The organism is Oerskovia sp. 140933, from assembly GCF_059651515.1.
In genome coordinates this window covers 1-18,433 of the sequence record NZ_JAMXIO010000028.1, presented here as the reverse complement: position 1 = coordinate 18,433, position 18,433 = coordinate 1, and the positions used below count along the sequence as shown (strand labels likewise).

Here is an 18,433-nt window from a genome sequence, read left to right as displayed (position 1 = left end):
CTGTTGCTGCGGAGCGCCAACGATCGGTGGCGCGCCGCAGCAACAGCACCCCTCTCCTGCCGGCGCGCCCGGCGCCTGCGGGTTCCTGTGCCGGTGTCAGCCCCCGATGAGGTCGACCACGTCGCCCGCGAGGATGCGGGCCAGGGCGTCGACGTCGAGCAGCGCGAGCGAGGGCGTGCGGCTCAGGCCCGGCAGGACCGGCACGGGCACGACCGCCTCGACGCCGACCGTCGTGGCGCCCGCAGCCCGGGCTGACGCGATGCCCGTGGGCGAGTCCTCGACCGCGACGCACCGCGTCACGTCCACGCCCAGGCGTTGGGCCGCCACGAGGTACGGCTCGGGGTGGGGCTTGCCGTGCGTGACCTCGTCGCCGCACACGAGCGTCTCGAACACCCCGGGCGGGGCGTTCTCGACCACCTGCTCGGCGAGCGAGCGGTAGGACATCGTGACGAGCGCGCACGGCACGCCGCGCTCGCGCAGCTCGGTGAGCAGCTCACGTGCGCCGGGCTGCCACGGGACCTCGGCCCGGACCTGCTCCTTCACGCGGGTGAGGAGGAAGTCCACGATCTGGTCGGTGGGAAGGTCGACGCCCTCGGCCTGGAGGATCTTGGCCGACTCGGTCAGCGGGTTTCCGACCATCTGCATCGCCTGCTCGTGCGACCAGGTCCCGCCGTGCGCCTCGACGAGCTCGTGCTCGGCGGCGATCCAGTAGGGCTCGGTGTCGACGAGCGTGCCGTCCATGTCCCACAGGACGGCCTGCGGCAGGTCGAGCGCCTCGCGAGAGGCGGCGTCGGGGCGTGCGAGATCGGGTGATTCCAGGGGGTTCAACGGGTACTCCATGCTTCGGGGAACGGTTCGTGGCCGTCCTGCCACCCTAGCCCGCGCCCCTGTGCGCGACTCCCGGAGCCCACCCTGCGGTGACCGGTGGCGCACGCGCCGGGCCCGCCGCGTCAGCCGCCGGACCCGCCGCGTCCTAGGCTGGGACGATGAACGAGACCAGGGAACCGCTCGACCCGGCCGACCTGCCCGAGCCGACTCTCCCGGAAGCAGCCGCCGAGCACCGCGAGACCGTGATGCTCGCCGCCTTCGAGGGGTGGAACGACGCGGGCGGCGCCGCGACCGCCGCCCTCCTGCACCTGCACGACCTCTGGGACGCCCAGGACCTTGCCACGCTGGACCCCGAGGAGTATCACGACTTCCAGGTCATCCGGCCCGTCGTCGGGACCGACGAGGACGGGCGCCGCGAGATCACGTGGCCCGCGACGACCGTCGTCTCCGCGACCGTCCCGGGCAGCGGGCGCCGCGTCCTGCTGGTCCACGGGATCGAGCCGTCGATGCGCTGGCGCCGCTACTGCCGTGAGCTGCTCGACCTCGCCGAGCGCGAGGGAGTGACCACGGTCGTGACGCTCGGTGCGCTGCTGGCCGACGTCCCGCACACCCGGCCCATCCCCATGACGGCCACGTCGGAGAGCGCGGGCCTGCGCGCCGTGCTCGACGTCGAGCCGAACGCGTACGAGGGGCCGACGGGGATCGTCGGCGTCCTGCAGCACGCCGCCGCCGAGCGTGGCATGCAGTCCGTGTCGTTGTGGGCCGCGGTGCCGCACTACGTCGCGAACCCGCCCTCCCCCAAGGCGACGATCGCGATCCTGTCGCGGGTCGAGGAGCTGCTGTCGGACCCGATCCCCCTGGGCGACCTCCCCGAGGAGGCCGAGGCGTGGCAGCACGGCGTCGACGAGCTCGCCGCGGAGGACGAGGAGATCGCGGAGTACGTGCACCAGCTCGAGGAGGCCAAGGACACTGCCGAGCTGCCCGAGGCGAGCGGCGAGGCCATCGCGCGCGAGTTCGAGCGCTACCTCAAGCGCCGCGACGACGGCACGGGCGGCCCGCTCGCGTAGCCTCCACCGACGACGGCCCGCACCCCGGCTCGGGGGGTGCGGGCCGTCGTCGGGTACGGCGAGCGGGTCGAGCCCTCGGTGCGGTCCGCGAGGTCGTGTCGGTCGCCACGACGTATCGTTCCGCCGGCGACACCGCGTCTGGACACAGCTGGAAGAAGCGCTCGCCAGCATCCCGCACCCTCAGCGCCTTGAGCTCACCGAGGGCAGGATCGTCACCGGACGTCCCTGACCAGGCCGTCGCGTGTCCCGTTGGCCACGCACCACCCTCGGGACCGTGCCCCGGCATCGTGACCACCCTCCGGGCGTCACCGAGGTCACGAGCCAGAACGCCTAGAGCCGCACCCCGAGCAGGGCGTTGACGGCGCGCGAGATCACGCCGGGCGCGCCCTCGGTGTCGCCCGAGGTGTCACGGCCCTCGGCGAGCGAGACGTCGGCCCACGCGTCGACGGCCGCGAGCGCGGTGGGGGCGTCGAGGTCGTCCTCGAGCGCCGCGCGCACGGCCGCGAGGGTCGCGTCGGCGTCGGGCCCACCGTTCCCGGAGACGGCCGAGCGCCAGCGCTCGAGGCGCTGGACGGCGGCGGGGAGGTCAGCGTCGGTCCACTCCCACACGGAGCGGTAGTGGTGCGCCAGGAGGGCCAGGCGAATGGCCATGGGGTCGACGCCGGTGGCGCGCAGCGCGGAGACGAACACGAGGTTCCCGCGCGACTTGCTCATCTTCTCGCCCTGGTACGCGACGAGGCCCGCGTGGACGTGGTTGCGCGCGCCGAACCCGTGGTCGAGGAGGCGGTCGTGCGAGGTCGACATCTCGTGGTGCGGGAAGAGGAGGTCCGCTCCGCCGCCCTGGATGTCGAAGGGCAGGCCCAGGCCGTCACGGGCGATGACGGCGCACTCGATGTGCCAGCCGGGGCGTCCGGTGCCGAGGCTCGCGCCGTCCCAGGTGGGTTCGCCCGGGCGTTCGCGCCGCCACAGGAGCGGGTCGAGGGGGTCCTTCTTGCCGTCGCGCCCGGGGTCTCCCCCGCGCTCGCCGAACAGGCGCAGCATGTCCTCGCGGCTGAGGCGGGACACGGCGCCGAAGCGCGCGTCGGCGCTGAGGTCGGCGTACACGTCGCCGAGCTCGGGGGTGTCGCCGCCCGCGCCGGGCTCGACGGGCACGCGGTACGCGAAGCCGTCCTCGATGAGCGCCTCGACGGCCTGGACGACGTCGGGGATGGCCTCGACCGCGCCGCGGTACACGTCGGGGGGCACGACGCCGAGGGCCGTCATGTCCTCGGCGAGCAGGGCCGTCTGCTCGACGGCGAGGTCCCACCAGTCGACGCCGGTCGCGGTCGCGCGCTCGAGCAGCGGGTCGTCGACGTCGGTCACGTTCGAGGCGTAGGTGACCTCGTGCCCGGCGTCGCGCCAGGCACGGTTGAGCAGGTCGAACGCGACGTAGGTCGCGGCGTGCCCGATGTGGGTCGCGTCGTACGGGGTGATCCCGCACACGTACATGGTCGCGGTCTTCCCCTCCGCGGCGACGACGAGCTCCCCCGTGGTGCTGTCGTGCACCCGGATCGGGAGTCCTCGGCCGGGCAGGGACGGGATCTGAGGCATGGGCCAGCTGTGCACGCGACAACCTTAGCCGCGAACCGGCGCGGTGCCGGCGCGCGTCCTCGCCGCAGCGAGGGCCCTCCGTGTCCCCCGCTGCCCGACGGCGCAGCTCACCGGTCCTGGGTGGCGCGCCTGCGCCGTCGGGCAAGAATGCAGGGGTGACAGAACCCACACGCCCCACGGGCGACCACCCGCCCGCCCCCGACGAGCCCGCACCGGACGCACCCCGCGCCGAACCCGTGCACTACAAGGAGCTGTGGGTCGAGGGCGACGACGGGCGGGTCCGGCCGGTCGAGCGGGGCACCTCGGCGGGCAGCGGACCGGACGGCAGCCCCGGCGGGCCCCCGGCACCGAGACCGCGGGCACGCTGGTACGAGGTCCGCACGCTCGACGACTTCGTGGCGGCCGCCGACGCCCTGGGGGCGGGGCTGAGCGCCCAGACGGTGCACGGCCACCTGCCCGTGCACCACGGCAGGCACCCGCTGGCGCACGTCGAGCACGTCGGCATGGACTGGTTGCTCGTCGTGACCCCGACCGTCGCCTTCTCCGAGCAGGACCGGCAGGTCAGCACCGGCAGCTTCTGCCTCCTCGTGGGACCGGAGGTCGTGGTGACCGTCGAGAAGGGGGCCGCAGGCGTCCACGACCGGATGCGCGAGCACCTCACCGGCCCGTCGCACGGCCGCAGCACCGGTGCTCAGCACGTCGCGGGCGAGGCCCTGTTCTCGCTCGTGGCGACCGCCACGGACGTCGAGCTCGCCCTGGGGGACGCGGTCGCGGAGGTCGAGAAGATCGTGTTCGAGCCCAGGCGGCACTCGGACCCGGTCCTGCCGATCTACGACCTCAAGCGCGAGATCACCGAGGCGCGGCGGGCGCTGCTGCCCATCACGGCCGAGCTGCCCGAGCTCGTGCCGGGCAGCGCCCGGTCGCACATCACGTTCGACAAGAGGCTCATGGACCGTCTCGTGTCGACCGTCGAACGGATCGACCGGCACCTCGACGCGCACGACGACCTGCTGTCCGACATGCTCTCGGTGCACCTGTCACAGGTCTCCGTGCGCCAGAACGAGGACATGCGCAAGATCAGCGCGTGGGCCGCGATCCTCGTGTTCCCCACGATCGTCGGCGGCATCTACGGCATGAACTTCGACCACATGCCCGAGCTGCACTGGACGCTCGGCTACCCCCTGGCGCTCGGTGTCATGGCCGTCGGGTGCTTCGTGCTGTACCGGGTGTTCAAGAAGGCGGGGTGGATGTAGCCGGTCCCCCGCTGCGGCCCGGGACCCCTCATGCGAGGGGCTGCAGCACCCCGAGCGTGAGCAGCAGCACCACGACCCCGGAGAGCACGAGCCGGTAGACCACGAACGGCGTGTAGCTGAACGTCGAGACGATCTTCAGGAACACGATGATCACCAGGTACCCGACCACGAACGCGACGAGCGTGGCGATCAGGGTCGCGCCGAACCCGGGCGAGCCCGGCACCGGGTCGGCCGCGACCGACTTCGCGAGCTGGTAGAAGCCCGAGCCCAGGACCGCGGGGATCGCCAGCAGGAACGAGTAGCGTGCCGCGGCCTCGCGCGTGAAGCCCATGAGCAGGCCCGCCGTGATGGTGCCGCCGGACCGGGAGACGCCGGGGACCAGGGCCAGCGCCTGTGCGAGGCCGAACCCGACCGCCTGGCGCGGGGTCAGCTCGTCGAGCGTGCGCCTCTTGGCCCCGACGCGGTCCGCGAGCCCGAGCAGCAGGGCGAACGCCGCGAGCATGAACGCCGTGATGTACAGGTTGCGCAGCGACACCTCGATCGCGTCCTGGAAGAGCAGCCCGAGGACCACGATGGGGATCGAGCCCAGCACGATGAACCAGGCCATGGCCGCGTGGTGGTCCCCCCTGCCCAGCCGGGCCCGCCAGTCCGTCCCGTTGGCCCCCCGCAGGGCACGCCACCAGGCACGGCAGATGGTCGCGATGTCCCTGCGGAAGTACAGCAGGACCGCCGTCTCGGTGCCGATCTGGGTGATCGCCGTGAACGCGGCCCCCGGGTCCGACGAGCCGATGAGCTCTCCCACGATGCGCAGGTGCGCGCTCGAGGAGACAGGCAGGAACTCGGTCAGGCCCTGGACGAGGCCGAGGAGTGCGGCTTCCCACGCGTTCACGCACCGCACCCTACCGGCGGAGCGGGTCGCGGCCCCGTCGGACAGGCCGGGGCACCGGGACGCCGCGTCGCGCAGCGACGGACCTCACCCTCTCACGGCGGCTCGTCTCCGGGCATGACGCCCTCTTCGCCGGTAGCCTGCCGCGCATGGAACTTCGTCAGCTCGGCCGGACCGGCCTTCGCGTCTCTCCCCTGGCCCTCGGGACCATGGCGTGGGGACGGGACACCGACGAGATCGACGCGGCCGAGCAGCTCCGCGACTTCGTCGACGCCGGCGGCAACCTCGTCGACACCGCGGCGTCGTACGGCGGCGGAGCGAGCGAGTCGATGATCGGCTCGCTCCTGAGCGCCGGGAAGGTCCACCGCAGCGAGGTGCTGCTGTGCACCAAGGCCGGCATCCGCACGACCGCGGACGGCAACACGGTCGACGCGTCGCGCGGCGCGCTCCTCGACTCGCTCGACGCCTCGCTCGCGCGCCTCGGCACCGACCACGTCGACCTGTTCCTGGTGCACACCCCGGACCCGCGCACGCCCTTCGACGAGACGCTCTCCGCGCTGCGCCTGGCCGTGACGACCGGTCGCGCCCGGTACGTGGGCCTCTCCAACCACCCCGGGTGGGCCGCTGCGCGCGCGGCGGCGACGCTCGACGGGCGCGGCGACGTCGGGCTCGCGGCGGTAGAGCTCGAGTACTCGCTGCTGCAGCGCGGCGTCGAGCGCGAGGTCGTGCCTGCCGCGACCGAGATGGGGTTCGGCGTCCTGGCCTGGTCGCCCCTGGGCCGTGGGGTGCTCACGGGCAAGTACCGCGGGGGGCTCCCGGCCGACTCCCGCGGGGCGTCCTCGCACCTCGCGGGGTTCGTCCAGCCGTACCTGGACGGTCCGTCGTCGGGCATCGTGGAGGCGGTCGTGACGGCCGCGAACGGCCTGGGGCGTGCTCCGCTCGACGTGGCCCTCGCCTGGCTCCTGCAGCGGCCCGCCGTGTCGAGCGCGATCGTCGGCGCGCGCACGCCGTCCCAGCTGCGGGCCTCGCTCGCGGCGAGCGACCTCGAGCTGCCCGACGCCGTCCACCACGCGCTCGACGACGTCAGCGCGCTCTCGTTCGGCTACCCCGAACGCTGGTAGGACGCCGCGTCAGGGACGCGCGGGGGCGCTCAGCGGCTGGCGCCGTCGTGCAGGTCGACCTCGTCGAACTCCTCGTCGGACTCCTCGTCGTCACGCTCGTCGTCGTCCTCGTCCGACTCGTCGCGGTCGTCGTCGTCATCGTTGTCGTCGTCATCGTTGTCGTCGTCATCGTCGTCGTCCTCCGCGAGGTAGAACGGCGTCGCCTCGCCGTGGACCTGCGCGAGCGCCTCGTCGTACACCTCGTAGGCGTCGGCCAGGACGTAGTAGGCGTCGTCGACCGCCGGGTCGTCCTCGCCGCGCCGTGCCGCGACGGCGTTGTAGTGGGCCTCCAGGGCAGCGATGAATCGGTCGAGGGCGGCACGCGGGTCAGCGGTCATACCCTGACGGTAGCCCTGCGCGAGGCACAATGGCACTCGGAATCCCGGCGCGGCAGAGTGAGGTACGGCTCACGGCTCGCCGGGCCCAGGACGACTCGAGGACGGTGACGCATGGCAAGCACTCCTCCCCCGCAGCGGGCGGGCCGCACCGAGCCCGGGAGCCAGTACGAGTACCGCGTGCTCACGATCGACAGGTCCGTGAGCCGCCACGACGCCGTCCGTCTCCTGACGGACGAGGCCGAGTACGGACGCTGGGAGCTCGAGCGCACCCGGCTGTACGTGGGCGGCGAGCGCCGGGTGTGGCTGCGCCGCAAGATCATGCGGGTGCGCTCGACGCTCTGAGGCGGCAGGGCCGCCCGACCGGCCCCCGCCCCCGCCCCCGCACGTGGGCGGGGTCGGGGTCGGGGGTCGGGTGTCTCAGCAGGTCCGCAGCAGGCGGTCCAGGACGCGCACGCCGAACCGCAGGGACTCGACGGGCACGCGCTCGTCGACGCCGTGGAACATCCCCGAGAAGTCGAGGTCCGCGGGGAGCTGGAGCGGCGCGAACCCGTAGCCCGTGATGCCGAGCCGCGCGAGCGACTTGTTGTCGGTGCCGCCCGAGAGCGTGTAGGGCAGGACCGTGGCCCCCGGGTCCTCGGCGTGCAGCGACGCGACCATGGCGTCGACCAGGTCGCCCTCGAAGGGCACCTCGAGCGAGATGTCGCGGTGGATGGGCTCGATGCGCACGTGCTCGCCCACGAGTCCCTCGATGACCGCGAAGCCCTCGTCCTCGTGCCCCGGCAGCAGGCGCACGTCGATCGCGGCCTCGGCGCGTCCGGGGATGACGTTGGCCTTGTAGCCCGCGCCGAGCTGGGTCGGGTTGGACGTGTGACGCACGGTCGCGCCGACGAACTTCGCGGCCGGGCCGAGGGCCGCGACGAGCGCGTCGATGCCGGTCTCGTCGTGCGGGTCGTAGGGCAGCCCGGTGAGGTCGGCGACGCCGCGCAGGAGCGCGTCGACGGTCGGGGTCACGGTGTAGGGCCACTGGTAGGCGCCGATGCGCGCGACCGCGGCCGCGAGGTGGGTCACGGCGTTGTCGGTGTTGACCTGCGAGCCGTGCCCGGCGCGGCCGTCGGCGACGAGCCTCAGCCAGGCGATGCCCTTCTCCGCGGTCTGGAGCAGGTAGGCCCGCCTGCCGTCGATGTCGACCGAGAAGCCGCCGACCTCGCTGATCGCCTCGGTCGCTCCCTCGAAGATCTCGGGGCGGTGGTCGACGGCCCAGCTCGCGCCGTACGTGCCGCCCGCCTCCTCGTCGGCGAAGAACGCCACGACGACGTCCCGCGCGGGCTTGCGCCCCTCGCGGACCATCTGCCGCACGACCGCGAGGATCATCGCGTCCATGTCCTTCATGTCGACGGCGCCGCGCCCCCACAGCAGCCCGTCCTTCTCCTCGCCCGCGAACGGGTCCACGGACCAGTCCGAGGCCTGCGCGGGCACGACGTCGAGGTGACCGTGCAGGACGAGCGCGGGCCGCGTGGGGTCCTGCCCCGGCAGCCGGACGACGACGCTTGCGCGGCCGGGCGCGGACTCGAAGAGCTCGGGGCTCAGGCCGACCTCGTGGAGCGAGGCCATGACGTACTCGGCGGCGGCGCGCTCCCCCGGGCCGGAGCCGTCCCCGAAGTTCGACGTGTCGATGCGGAGCAGGTCCTGGCAGATGCGCGCGACCTCCTGCTCGGCGGTCGGGTGGGTCTGGGGCGGGTTCGCGGGGTGGGCACGGGTCGTCATGGCCACACGGTACCCGCTGGGTTCGCCGCCCTCGAAGCGTCTGCGGGGTGTCTCGCCCTGCGGTCGGGCACTCACCGGGGCGTGTGGTCGGACCTCAGCCGTGCCCTCGGGCCGTGGCGTGCCCCTGGGCGGGGAGCCGAGGGCCGGTCCCGCCGCGCGGCGCGTCGTCGGCGTGCGTGTCCCCGTGCCCGCCCTCCTGCCCGACGCCGCCGCTCACCCCCGGCAGCAGGTCGCCCGGGGCGGGGCGCCCCGCCGTACCGGGGGCTGCCGACGGGTCGACGACCACGAACTGGCCCATCATCCCCTGGTCCTCGTGGCGGAGCAGGTGGCAGTGGAACATGTAGGGGTGCTCGGCGTCGGGTGTCGTGCCGAACGTGACCAGGAGCCGGGTGACCTTGCCCGGCCGCACGTAGACGGTGTCCTGCCAGCCGCGGAGATCGAGGGGTGGCGGTTCGCCCGCGACGTCGAGCACCTGGAACTGGGCGTCGTGGACGTGGAAGTTGTGCGGCGAGTCGTCGAGGCTCGTGACCTCCCAGACCTCGGTCGCGCCGGCGTCGACGACCTCGTCGATCCTGCGCAGGTCCATGTCCTGCCCGTTGATCGAGGTGCCCGACAGCTCGAAGCGGCGCGTCGTGGTCGCCGCCCCCTCGTCCGCGGAGGGGATGCCGGCGAGCGTGGTCGGGACGGGGGCCGACGGCTCCAGCGTGGGAGCGGCCCGCAGCTCGAGGACGTCGAGGGTGTCGTCCCCGCCCGAGAACCGGGCCGTGAAGGGGTTCACGCCCAGCTCCTGCGGGAAGCTGCGCAGCACGGTCCGTTCGCCGGGCTCCACCTCGACCACGACCTCGGCCCGGTCTCCGGGGGTGAGCCGGAGGCGGTCGGTCGTGACGGGCGCCTCGAGGAGACCGCCGTCCGAGCCGACCACCTGGAAGTCGCGGCCGTCGTCGAACCCGAAGCTGTAGATCCGCGCGTTGGAGCCGTTCAGCACCCGCAGGCGGACACGCTCGGTCGTGACGTCGAGGTAGGGGTCGGCGGTGCCGTTCACGAGGACCACGGACCCCCGCACGCCCGTGCTCGACAGGAACGGGTCGGCGTCGTCGAGGCGGCCGTCGGCGTGGAACTTCTTGTCCTGGACCACGAGCGGGACGTCGTCGACGCCGTACTCGTGCGGCAGCGCGTCCTGGACCGCGGCCTCGGGCGACCCGGCGGGCTCGTCCAGCACGAAGAGACCGGCCAGGCCGCGGTACACGTGGTCCGCCGTGCGGCCGTGCAGGTGCGGGTGGTACCAGAGCGTGGCCGCGGGCTGGGCGACCGTCCAGGTCGGGGACCACGTCCGCCCGGGCTCGACCTGCTGGTGCGGGCCGCCGTCCATGACCGCGGGGAGCTTCATGCCGTGCCAGTGCAGCGTGCTCGTCTCGCTCATCGAGTTCGTCACGTCGATGCGGACCTGCTCGCCGCGCGTCGCGCGCAGCGTCGGGCCGAGGAACGAGCCGTTGACCCCGAGCGTGGGCGTGAGGCCGCCCTGCCCCAGGTCCGTCTCCCCCTCCTGCATGTCGAGCGTGAAGACCCGGACCCCGTCCTGGACGGTCGAGGACGCGAGAGGCGGGATCGCGAGCGGGCGCGTGAACTCGACCTCGCCGGCTGTGGACGTCACCCCGCGCGAGAAGGCCACCGCAGCACCGGCGAGGAGCCCGCCGACCACGAGCACCGCGAGCGCCGTGAGGACGACGACCCGGCGACGCCGACGGCGAGGCTCGGGCCGGGAAGGCCCGTCGCCCTCCGCGGGGGGCTCGGGGACGGCGGCGTCGTCGTCGGGCAGGGTGGTCATGTCGGTCGCGCGGCTCCCAGGTCAGGTCGGTGCGGACGGCTCCGCGCTCGGCGAACCACCGGGGTGGCTCGTCTCCAGGCTAGGGAGGGCGCGCCGTCGGGCGCATCGGGGGTGTCCCCCACCCGCGCCCTGACCCGACCCTGGACCGGCCCGGACGGCGGGGCGCCGAGGCGGACCCGTACGGGTCCGCCTCGGCGCCGCGGGGACGACTACGCGTCGAGACCGCGACGCGTCAGCAGCGGCGCGATCTCCGGGGCGCGGCCCCGCAGGTCGGCGAACGCGACCATGGGGTCGACCGAGCCGCCGCGCGCGAGCAGCTTCTTGCGGAACGCGTCGCCGTTGGCCCGGTTCAGGCCGCCGTTCTCCTCGAACCAGGTCACGGTGTCCGCGTCGAGGACCTCCGACCAGATGTAGGAGTAGTAACCGGCCGAGTACCCGCCACCGAACACGTGGTTGAAGTACGTCGTGCGGTAGCGAGGCGGCACGGGCGCGAACGCGACGCCGGCCGCCTCGAGAGCCGCGGCCTCGAACGGCAGGACCTCGTCGACGCTCGTGGGCACCTGCTCGGGGGCGAGCTGGTGCCAGGCCTGGTCGAGCAGCGCGGCCGCGAGGTACTCGGTCGTCCCGAAGCCCTCGTTGAACAGGCGCGAGGCGAGCATGGTGTCGACCCACGCGGCCGGCATGGGCTCGCCCGTGACGTGGTGGACCGCGTAGGACGTGAGGATCGTGGGCTCCCAGGCCCACATCTCGTTGACCTGCGAGGGGTACTCGACGAAGTCGCGCGGCACCTCGGTACCCGACTGCGACGGGTAGCGCACGTCGGAGAACAGCCCGTGCAGGGCGTGGCCGAACTCGTGGAAGAGCGTGATGACCTCGTCCCACACGAGGAGCGTGGGCTCGCCCGCCGGAGGCTTGACGATGTTGAGGTTGTTCACGACCACGGGCGGCTGGTCCAGCAGGTGGTTCTGGTCGACCAGGTTGTTCATCCACGCCCCGCCACGCTTGGACTCGCGCGTGTAGAAGTCGGCGAGGAACAGCCCGAGGCCCTGGTCGGGCTCGCCGACCGGTCCGTCGAAGACCTCGAACACCCGGACGTCGGGGTGGTAGCCCACGAGGTCGGTGCGCTCGGCGAACGAGATCCCGTAGAGCAGGTTCGCGGCCTTGAACACGCCGTCGGTCACGACGCGGTCGAGCTCCAGGTAGGGGCGCAGCGCGGCGTCGTCGAGCGAGTAGCGCTCCTTGCGGACCTGCTCGGCGAGGTACGCCCAGTCGGACGCGCGCAGCTCGGCGTGCCGACCGGCCTCACGGGCGAGCGCGACCTCGAGGTCGCCGGCCTCACGGCGGGCGTTCGCGACGGCCGCCGGGGCCAGGCGCGAGAGCATCGCGTTGACGGCGTCGGTCGTCTTGGCCGTCGCGTCCTCGGCGATGTAGGCCGCGTGGTGGTCGTACCCGAGGAGCCGGGCGTGCTCGGCACGCAGCCGCGCGAGGTCGATCACGATCTGGCGCGTGTCGTTGTCGTCGCCCGTCGCGCCGCGCGTCATGGACGCCTGCTGGACACGCTCACGCGTGTCGCGGCGGGCCAGGGACGCGATGACGCCCTGCTGCGTCGGGAGCTGCATCTCGAGCAGGTACCTGCCCTCGTGCCCGCGCGTCGCGGCCGCGGCCGCAGCGGCCGCGATCGCGTCCTCGGGCAGGCCGTCGAGCTCGGCGGCGTCGTCGACGAGGACGCTCGCGGCGTTGGCCCCCGCGAGCAGCTTGCGGCCGAACGCGGCCTCGAGCGAGGTCAGCTTCCCGTTGAGCTCGCGCAGGCGCTCCTGGTCCGCGGCGTCGAGCTCGATGCCCGAGCGGCGGAAGTCGACGAGCAGGGTGTGCAGGAGCCAGGCCGTGTCGGCGTCGAGCGTGAGCTCGCCCGCGTCGACCGCCTCCTGGAGGGCGCGGACCCGCGCGTACAGGCGCGCGTCCATGTAGATCGCGTCGTGGTGGGCCGAGAGCTCGGGGGCGACGGTCTCCTCGATCTCCTCGAGGCCGGGCGTCGAGTCGGAGCTCGCGACGTTGTAGAAGGCCGTGACCGCACGCGTCAGGAGCTGCCCGGCGGACTCGAGGGCCTCGAGCGTGTTGGCGACCGTGGGTGCCTCGGGGTCGGTGACGATCGCCTCGATCTCCGCGCGCTCGGCCTCCATGCCGGCGCGGAGGGCAGGGAGGTAGTGCTCCTCGCGGATCGTCGTGAAGTCGGGGAGCTGGTACGGGAGGGTGGACGCCGCGGCGAACGGGTTGGCCGGGTCGAGAGTGCTCGTCATGCGTCCTATCCTCACCCGGCGCACGGCCTGCTCACGACATCATTCCCGGCGCGGCACCCGCCGGGACGCCCGCACCGCCCCGTGACGGCCACGCGCTCGGCCGTCACCCGTGCGGCGAGGCCCCGGGGTGCGCCCCGGAGCCCACCCGCTCCCCCGCCTCGGCCGACGGCCACGGTTCCACGGGCTCGCGCGGGTCGTCCGCCAGGAGCGTGCCGATCCACGCGTCGCGGCGCCGACCCCGCTGGATCCCGTGGCCGCGCACCGTCCCCTCGACACGGAACCCGAGGCGCCACGCGACCCGGCGGGACGCCCAGTTGCCCGTGTACGCGGTCCACACGATGCGGCTCAGCCCCAGCCCCTCGGGGTCGAACGCCCAGTCGACCGCGAGGCGCGCGGCCTCCGACATGAGGCCTTCGCCCCGCGCCTCGGGAGCGAGCCAGTACCCGATCTCGGCCGACGCGTCCGTGGTCGGTGCCTGGTCGCTCGTGAGACCGATCATGCCGAGCACGGGCCCCTCCGGGTCCTGGGGTCGACGGATCGCCCACGTGTTCCCGCGGCCCGTCCGCCAGGCCTCGGGCACGATCTCCTCGATGAACGACGCCGCGTCCGCCCGCGAGTACGGGCTGGGGACCGTGGTCCAGTCCGCGACGTCCTGCCCCTGGCAGAGCTCGGTGATGCGATCGACGTCCGCGGCGGTGGGCATCGCGAGACGGACGTGCTCGTTGGCGAGGACGAAAGGCTCCATCCGGACAGGATGCCACTCCTCGGGGCCGAGCCCCAGAGCATTCCGGCGACCGGCCCTACTCCCGCAGCACGTCCTCGGCACGGGTCCAGGGCAGCCCGAGCGCAACCCCGACCTGCTCGTTGACGAGCGTCCCCGTCACGGTCGACAGCCCGTTGCGCAGCAGCGGCACGTCCGCCAGCGCGCGAGCACCGCCGTCCGCGAGGAGCGCGAGGTAGGGCAGCGTCGCGCTCGTCAGGGCGTGCGTGCTGGTCACGGGCACCGCACCGGGCATGTTCGCGACGCAGTAGAACGTCGACCCGTGGACGGTGAAGGTGGGGTCGTCGTGCGTCGTGGGCCGGGTGTCCTCGAAGCAGCCACCCTGGTCGACCGCCACGTCCACGAGCACCGACCCCCGCTTCATGCCGGACACCAGGTCGCTGGTGACCAGGCGCGGGGCCCGGGCGCCCGCGACGAGGACCGCACCGATCACCAGGTCGGCCGCGAGCACCTCCTGCTCGATCGCGTACGCGCTCGACGCGACGGTCCGCACGTGGCCCGCGAATTCGCGGTCGAGCCCGCGCAGCACGGGCAGCGACAGGTCGAGGATCGTGACCTCGGCCCGCATGCCGACCGCGATCTCGGCCGCATGGCGCCCGGCGGTCCCGCCGCCGAGGATCACGACACGCCCCGGCCTGCTGCCGGGCACCCCTCCGAGCAGCACGCCCGAACCGCCCGCGGGGCGCATCAGGTGGTACGCCCCGACCTGGGTCGCCATGCGCCCGGCCACCTCGCTCATGGGCGCGAGCAGCGGGAGCGACCCGTCGGGCGCCTGCGCGGTCTCGTAGGCGACCGCGGTGGTCCCGGCGTCGAGCAGCGCGGCCGTGCCGCGGGGGTCCGCGGCGAGGTGCAGGTAGGCGAAGAGCAGCAGGTCGTCGCGCAGCAGCGGGTACTCGCTCGGGACGGGTTCCTTGACCTTGCACACCAGCTCGGCCCGACCCCAGACCTCCTCGGCGGTGTCCAGGACGTGCGCGCCCGCGAACGCGAAGTCCTCGTCGGAGATCGCCGACCCCGCCCCCGCGCCCGCCTCGACGAGCACCTCGTGCCCGGCAGCGACCAGGTGGTGCGCGCCCGCCGGGGTGAGCGCGACGCGGTACTCGTTGTTCTTGACCTCGGCGGGTATCCCGATCCTCATGCCGCCCAGCGTGTCGCGTGCGCGCGGATCCCGCGCGTCGAGAGCACCGCGCCGCCCGGGGCGCGACCGCCGGGACCGCGCCCGCCCGTGCTGCCCGACGGCGGAGCGCACCGCCGCGGGAAGGCGCGCTGCGCCGTCGGGCCGGGTCGTGGCGCCGAGAACGAGGTCGAGGCCGTCCCCGGGCCACGACGACCTCGACCCTGCTCTCGGCACGCCTCGACGACCGGTCAGTCGCCCTTGACGTTGACGATCTGCCGCAGCGTGTGCCGCACCTCGACGAGGTCCGCCGCGTCCTGCATGACCCGGTCGATCGGCTTGTAGGCCGCCGGGATCTCGTCGACGAACGCGTCGGTGTCGCGGTACTCGATGCCCGCCATGGCCTCGCGCAGCTGCTCGTGCGTGAAGGTCTTGCGCGCCTTGCTGCGCGAGTACTCCCGCCCCGCGCCGTGCGGCGCCGAGTCGAGCGCGAGCGGGTTCCCCGTGCCCACGACCACGTACGACGCCGTGCCCATGGACCCCGGGATGAGCCCCGGGTCCCCCTCGCGGGCACGGATCGCACCCTTGCGCGAGACCCACACGTCCTGGTGGAAGTGGTGCTCGCGCTCGGTGAAGTTGTGGTGGCAGTTGATGCGCTCGGCCTCCTCGACCGGCGCGAGCCCCGACCAGGCGTCGAACGCGGCCACGACGCGGTCCATCATCTCCTCGCGGTTGAGGAGCGCGAAGTGCTGGGCCCACCGCAGCTCGCGGATGTACGCCCAGAACTCGTCGGTGCCCTCGACGAGGTACGCGAGGTCCTTGTCCGGCAGGTCGATCCAGTACCGGGCCATGAGCTCGCGCGCGACCGCGATGTGGTGCTGCGCGATCTTGTTGCCGACCCCGCGCGACCCGGAGTGCAGGAAGAACCAGACCCGGTCCTCCTCGTCGAGGCTGACCTCGATGAAGTGGTTCCCGGACCCCAGCGACCCGAGCTGCAGACGCCAGTTCCCCGCGTACCGCGCGGGATCGAAGCCCGCCTCCTCCGCGAGCGCCTCGAGCTCGGCCACACGGGCCGCCGCCGTGTCGGTCAGGCGCTGGTTGTAGGAGCCGGCGCTCGTCGGCACGGCCTGCTCGATCGCGATCCGCAGGTCGCGCAGCGCGGGCCCGGCGACGTCGCCGGCCGTGTACCGGGTCCGGACCGCGACCATGCCGCACCCGATGTCGACGCCGACCGCGGCGGGGATGATCGAGCGCAGCGTCGGGATCACCGAGCCGACGGTCGCGCCCAGCCCCAGGTGCGCGTCGGGCATGAGAGCGAGGTGCGGGTAGACGAACGGCATGGTCGAGGTGCGCTCGGCCTGCTCGCGGGCGCCGTCGTCGAGGATCGAGGCCCAGCTCCAGAGGGTCTTGGTCAGGCGAGTCGGCGTGGTCTTCACGGTCGCCCGGGTGCTCGTGGTCATGGCGAGAACTGTGGCAGGCCGCTGCGGTCCGCGGCGAGGTTTATTCGGCAGCGTCGTGCCGCGGCGACGGGCGAGGCCGTCCCCTGGTCCGGCTGGTCTAGGCCTCGGCGGTCGCCTCGCTGTCGCTCCCCCGGCCGCCCGAGCCCCCGCTCGCGCCGCCGTTCGAGGAACGGCCGCGCCCGGACAGCGCGATCTCCTTGGCCGTCGGGATGTCCTCCTCCATGGGCGGGTCCTTGCGCCTCAGCTTGCTGAACACGGCCCACGCGACCGCGACCAGCGGGACCGACACCACGGCCCCGAGGATGCCCGCGATGAACGTCCCGGCCGTGACCGCGAGCGCGACCACCACGGGGTGCAGCGAGACCTGCTTGCCCATCACGAGCGGCTGCAGGATGTGCCCCTCGAACTGGCCGATGAGGGCGATGAAGATCCCGACGAGCGCAGCGTTCACGACGCCGTTCGCGGCGAGCGCCACGACCATCGCGACGACCATCGCGGCCGGGGCACCGATGAGCGGGATGAACGCGCCGATGAACACGAGGACCGCGAGCGGCGCCGCGAGGGGGACGCCCAGGATCACCAGGACGATCGCCGCGAGGATGCCGTCGGCCAGAGCGATGATGACCGTGCCGCGGGCGTAGCCCGAGAACGTGTACCAGCCCGCCCCGCCGGCCGCGATCCACGTCTCCCGCGAGCGGGACGGGAGCTGGTTGAGGAACCAGGTCCACATGTCCTTGCCGCGCGCCAGGAAGAAGATCGTGCAGAAGATGGCGAGGGCGAGGACGGCGAAGCCCTCGAACACCGAGCCGGCGCTGGCTGCGGCCTGGCTCGCGATGTCCCCGCCGTGCTCCGCGATCCACGTGCGCGCGTTCTCGATCCAGGTCTCGATGTCGGCCGAGGTGATCGTCACGGGCAGCGGACCGTTCTCGAGGAAGTCGAAGATCTTCTCGATGCCGCTGTTGAACTGGCCCGCGAGGCTGTCCCACTGGCCCGCGACCGACGTGATGACGTAGGTCAGCAGGCCGCCCAGCACCAGGAACGCCGAGAGGATCGCCAACGCGGTCGCGAGAGCACGCGGCATGATCTTCGCGTACCAGTCGGTCACCGGCCGCAGCACCGAGGTGATGACCAGCGCCAGGAAGACCGCGATGAACACGATCTGCACCTGCGCGGTCGCGTAGAAGATCAGCCCGACCGCCGCGACCAGCAGCAGGATCCGCCACGACCAGCCCGCGCTCGTGCGCAACCAGGCGGGCACCGACTCGTCGACGCCCACGACCGACGGGTTCCTCCGTGCGCCCGCGACCTTCTTGGCGGCGGGACTCAGCCCGGCCAGGTGCTTCATCGAGGCCGTCGGTCGCTCGCTCGGGATCCCTGGGCTCGCCGTCATGGCATCCTCCGGCCGCGCGTCCCTGTCCTCAGTCACGAGCACCCCATCCAGTGTCGGTCCGAACGTGAAACCACCCCTGACCTGCACCGACCGGTGCCCGAGGTCCGGGGACGCTCCCCAGTCTGCACCACGGGCCGGATGCACGCTCGGCGCCCGAAACGTGTTATGTTTTTCCCCGCAAGGCCCCCGGCGGGAACGCCGGGACCTGACACCTGTCCGGGTGGCGGAATGGCAGACGCGCTAGCTTGAGGTGCTAGTGCCCTTTATCGGGCGTGGGGGTTCAAGTCCCCCTCCGGACACTCGTTGAGACAGCGAACCGCGGAGCGGACCAGGGAAACCTCGGTCCGCTTCGTTGTGCGACACCCGGTGGCGACACCGGAACACCCGTCCGGGTGGCGGAATGGCAGACGCGCTAGCTTGAGGTGCTAGTGCCCTTTATCGGGCGTGGGGGTTCAAGTCCCCCTCCGGACACTCGTTGAGACAGCGAACCGCGGAGCGGACCGAGGAACATCTCGGTCCGCTCCGTCGTCGTGTCCGCGTGCCGACCACTCCACCCGCTCCGTCCGCTCCCCGCGTCGGCGTGACCGACTAGGTGTACCCGGCCAGGAGGTTGGTTACAGCCTGCTGATCGGGGGTTGGCCGTCGAGGGCTTGGTGGCGACGGTGGGTGTTGTAGTGCTCGAT

At 73.0% G+C, this 18,433-nt stretch carries 15 protein-coding genes and 2 tRNA genes; 6 read left to right on the top strand and 11 right to left on the bottom strand.

All coding sequences use genetic code 11. The features are described from left to right. Positions 1-96 precede the first annotated feature (96 nt). Entirely contained in the window at positions 97-840 is a 744-nt protein-coding gene (locus tag NHG27_RS14290) for an HAD family hydrolase (RefSeq protein WP_497016730.1), read from the bottom strand. A 146-nt stretch (positions 841-986) separates the two neighbouring features. On the opposite strand from NHG27_RS14290, the gene NHG27_RS14285 reads away from it, so the two are divergent. Next, a complete protein-coding gene (locus NHG27_RS14285; protein WP_193721244.1) occupies positions 987-1,895 on the top strand; it encodes a PAC2 family protein in 909 nt (302 codons plus the stop codon). A 330-nt stretch (positions 1,896-2,225) separates the two neighbouring features. On the opposite strand, the gene mshC is transcribed toward NHG27_RS14285, so the two are convergent. After that, positions 2,226-3,500 (bottom strand): cysteine--1-D-myo-inosityl 2-amino-2-deoxy-alpha-D-glucopyranoside ligase, encoded by a 1,275-nt coding sequence (mshC, locus tag NHG27_RS14280; RefSeq protein ID WP_497016729.1) that lies wholly within the window; start codon positions 3,498-3,500, stop codon positions 2,226-2,228. A 140-nt stretch (positions 3,501-3,640) separates the two neighbouring features. Here mshC and NHG27_RS14275 point away from each other — a divergent pair, with 140 nt between their 5' ends. Beyond that, positions 3,641-4,738 (top strand): CorA family divalent cation transporter, encoded by a 1,098-nt coding sequence (locus NHG27_RS14275; protein WP_193721030.1) that lies wholly within the window; start codon positions 3,641-3,643, stop codon positions 4,736-4,738. Between the two features lie 28 nt (positions 4,739-4,766). On the opposite strand, the gene NHG27_RS14270 is transcribed toward NHG27_RS14275, so the two are convergent. After that, positions 4,767-5,627, bottom strand: a complete 861-nt coding sequence (locus tag NHG27_RS14270; protein WP_193721029.1) for an undecaprenyl-diphosphate phosphatase — start codon at positions 5,625-5,627, stop codon at positions 4,767-4,769. A gap of 146 nt (positions 5,628-5,773) precedes the next feature. Here NHG27_RS14270 and NHG27_RS14265 point away from each other — a divergent pair, with 146 nt between their 5' ends. Beyond that, the gene (locus tag NHG27_RS14265) at positions 5,774-6,745 is read left to right on the top strand and encodes an aldo/keto reductase (protein ID WP_193721028.1); all 972 of its coding nucleotides are present in this window, start codon (positions 5,774-5,776) and stop codon (positions 6,743-6,745) included. 29 nt (positions 6,746-6,774) lie between these two features. Here the strand turns inward: NHG27_RS14265 and NHG27_RS14260 are convergent, their stop codons facing one another. Beyond that, positions 6,775-7,122: a primosomal protein gene (locus NHG27_RS14260; protein WP_193721027.1), complete on the bottom strand. Its 348-nt coding sequence runs from the start codon at positions 7,120-7,122 to the stop codon at positions 6,775-6,777. A gap of 111 nt (positions 7,123-7,233) precedes the next feature. Here NHG27_RS14260 and NHG27_RS14255 point away from each other — a divergent pair, with 111 nt between their 5' ends. Then, positions 7,234-7,464, top strand: coding sequence for a DUF5703 family protein (locus NHG27_RS14255; protein WP_193721026.1), 231 nt, complete (start codon positions 7,234-7,236; stop codon positions 7,462-7,464). Between the two features lie 75 nt (positions 7,465-7,539). On the opposite strand, the gene NHG27_RS14250 is transcribed toward NHG27_RS14255, so the two are convergent. From NHG27_RS14250 to NHG27_RS14220, 7 genes are all read right to left on the bottom strand, one after another. Next, on the bottom strand, positions 7,540-8,886 hold the full coding sequence (locus NHG27_RS14250) for a M20/M25/M40 family metallo-hydrolase (RefSeq protein WP_497016728.1): 1,347 nt from the start codon (positions 8,884-8,886) through the stop codon (positions 7,540-7,542). Positions 8,887-8,980: 94 nt separating this feature from the next. After that, a complete protein-coding gene (locus NHG27_RS14245; protein WP_497016727.1) occupies positions 8,981-10,711 on the bottom strand; it encodes a multicopper oxidase family protein in 1,731 nt (576 codons plus the stop codon). Positions 10,712-10,920: 209 nt separating this feature from the next. Then, the gene (locus tag NHG27_RS14240) at positions 10,921-13,008 is read right to left on the bottom strand and encodes a M3 family metallopeptidase (RefSeq protein WP_497016726.1); all 2,088 of its coding nucleotides are present in this window, start codon (positions 13,006-13,008) and stop codon (positions 10,921-10,923) included. Between the two features lie 103 nt (positions 13,009-13,111). Further along, positions 13,112-13,753 carry a GNAT family N-acetyltransferase gene (locus NHG27_RS14235; protein ID WP_497016725.1) on the bottom strand — a complete coding sequence of 214 codons (642 nt, stop codon included), beginning with the start codon at positions 13,751-13,753 and terminating at the stop codon, positions 13,112-13,114. A gap of 55 nt (positions 13,754-13,808) precedes the next feature. Then, positions 13,809-14,924: an alanine dehydrogenase gene (gene ald / locus NHG27_RS14230; protein WP_193721021.1), complete on the bottom strand. Its 1,116-nt coding sequence runs from the start codon at positions 14,922-14,924 to the stop codon at positions 13,809-13,811. A 227-nt stretch (positions 14,925-15,151) separates the two neighbouring features. Beyond that, a complete protein-coding gene (locus NHG27_RS14225; protein ID WP_497016724.1) occupies positions 15,152-16,360 on the bottom strand; it encodes an RtcB family protein in 1,209 nt (402 codons plus the stop codon). 97 nt (positions 16,361-16,457) lie between these two features. Then, entirely contained in the window at positions 16,458-17,750 is a 1,293-nt protein-coding gene (locus NHG27_RS14220; RefSeq protein ID WP_497016723.1) for an AI-2E family transporter, read from the bottom strand. A 214-nt stretch (positions 17,751-17,964) separates the two neighbouring features. Here NHG27_RS14220 and NHG27_RS14215 point away from each other — a divergent pair. After that, positions 17,965-18,049 (top strand) — tRNA-Leu (locus tag NHG27_RS14215). An 87-nt stretch (positions 18,050-18,136) separates the two neighbouring features. Next, a tRNA-Leu gene (locus NHG27_RS14210) sits at positions 18,137-18,221 on the top strand. Positions 18,222-18,433 lie beyond the last annotated feature (212 nt).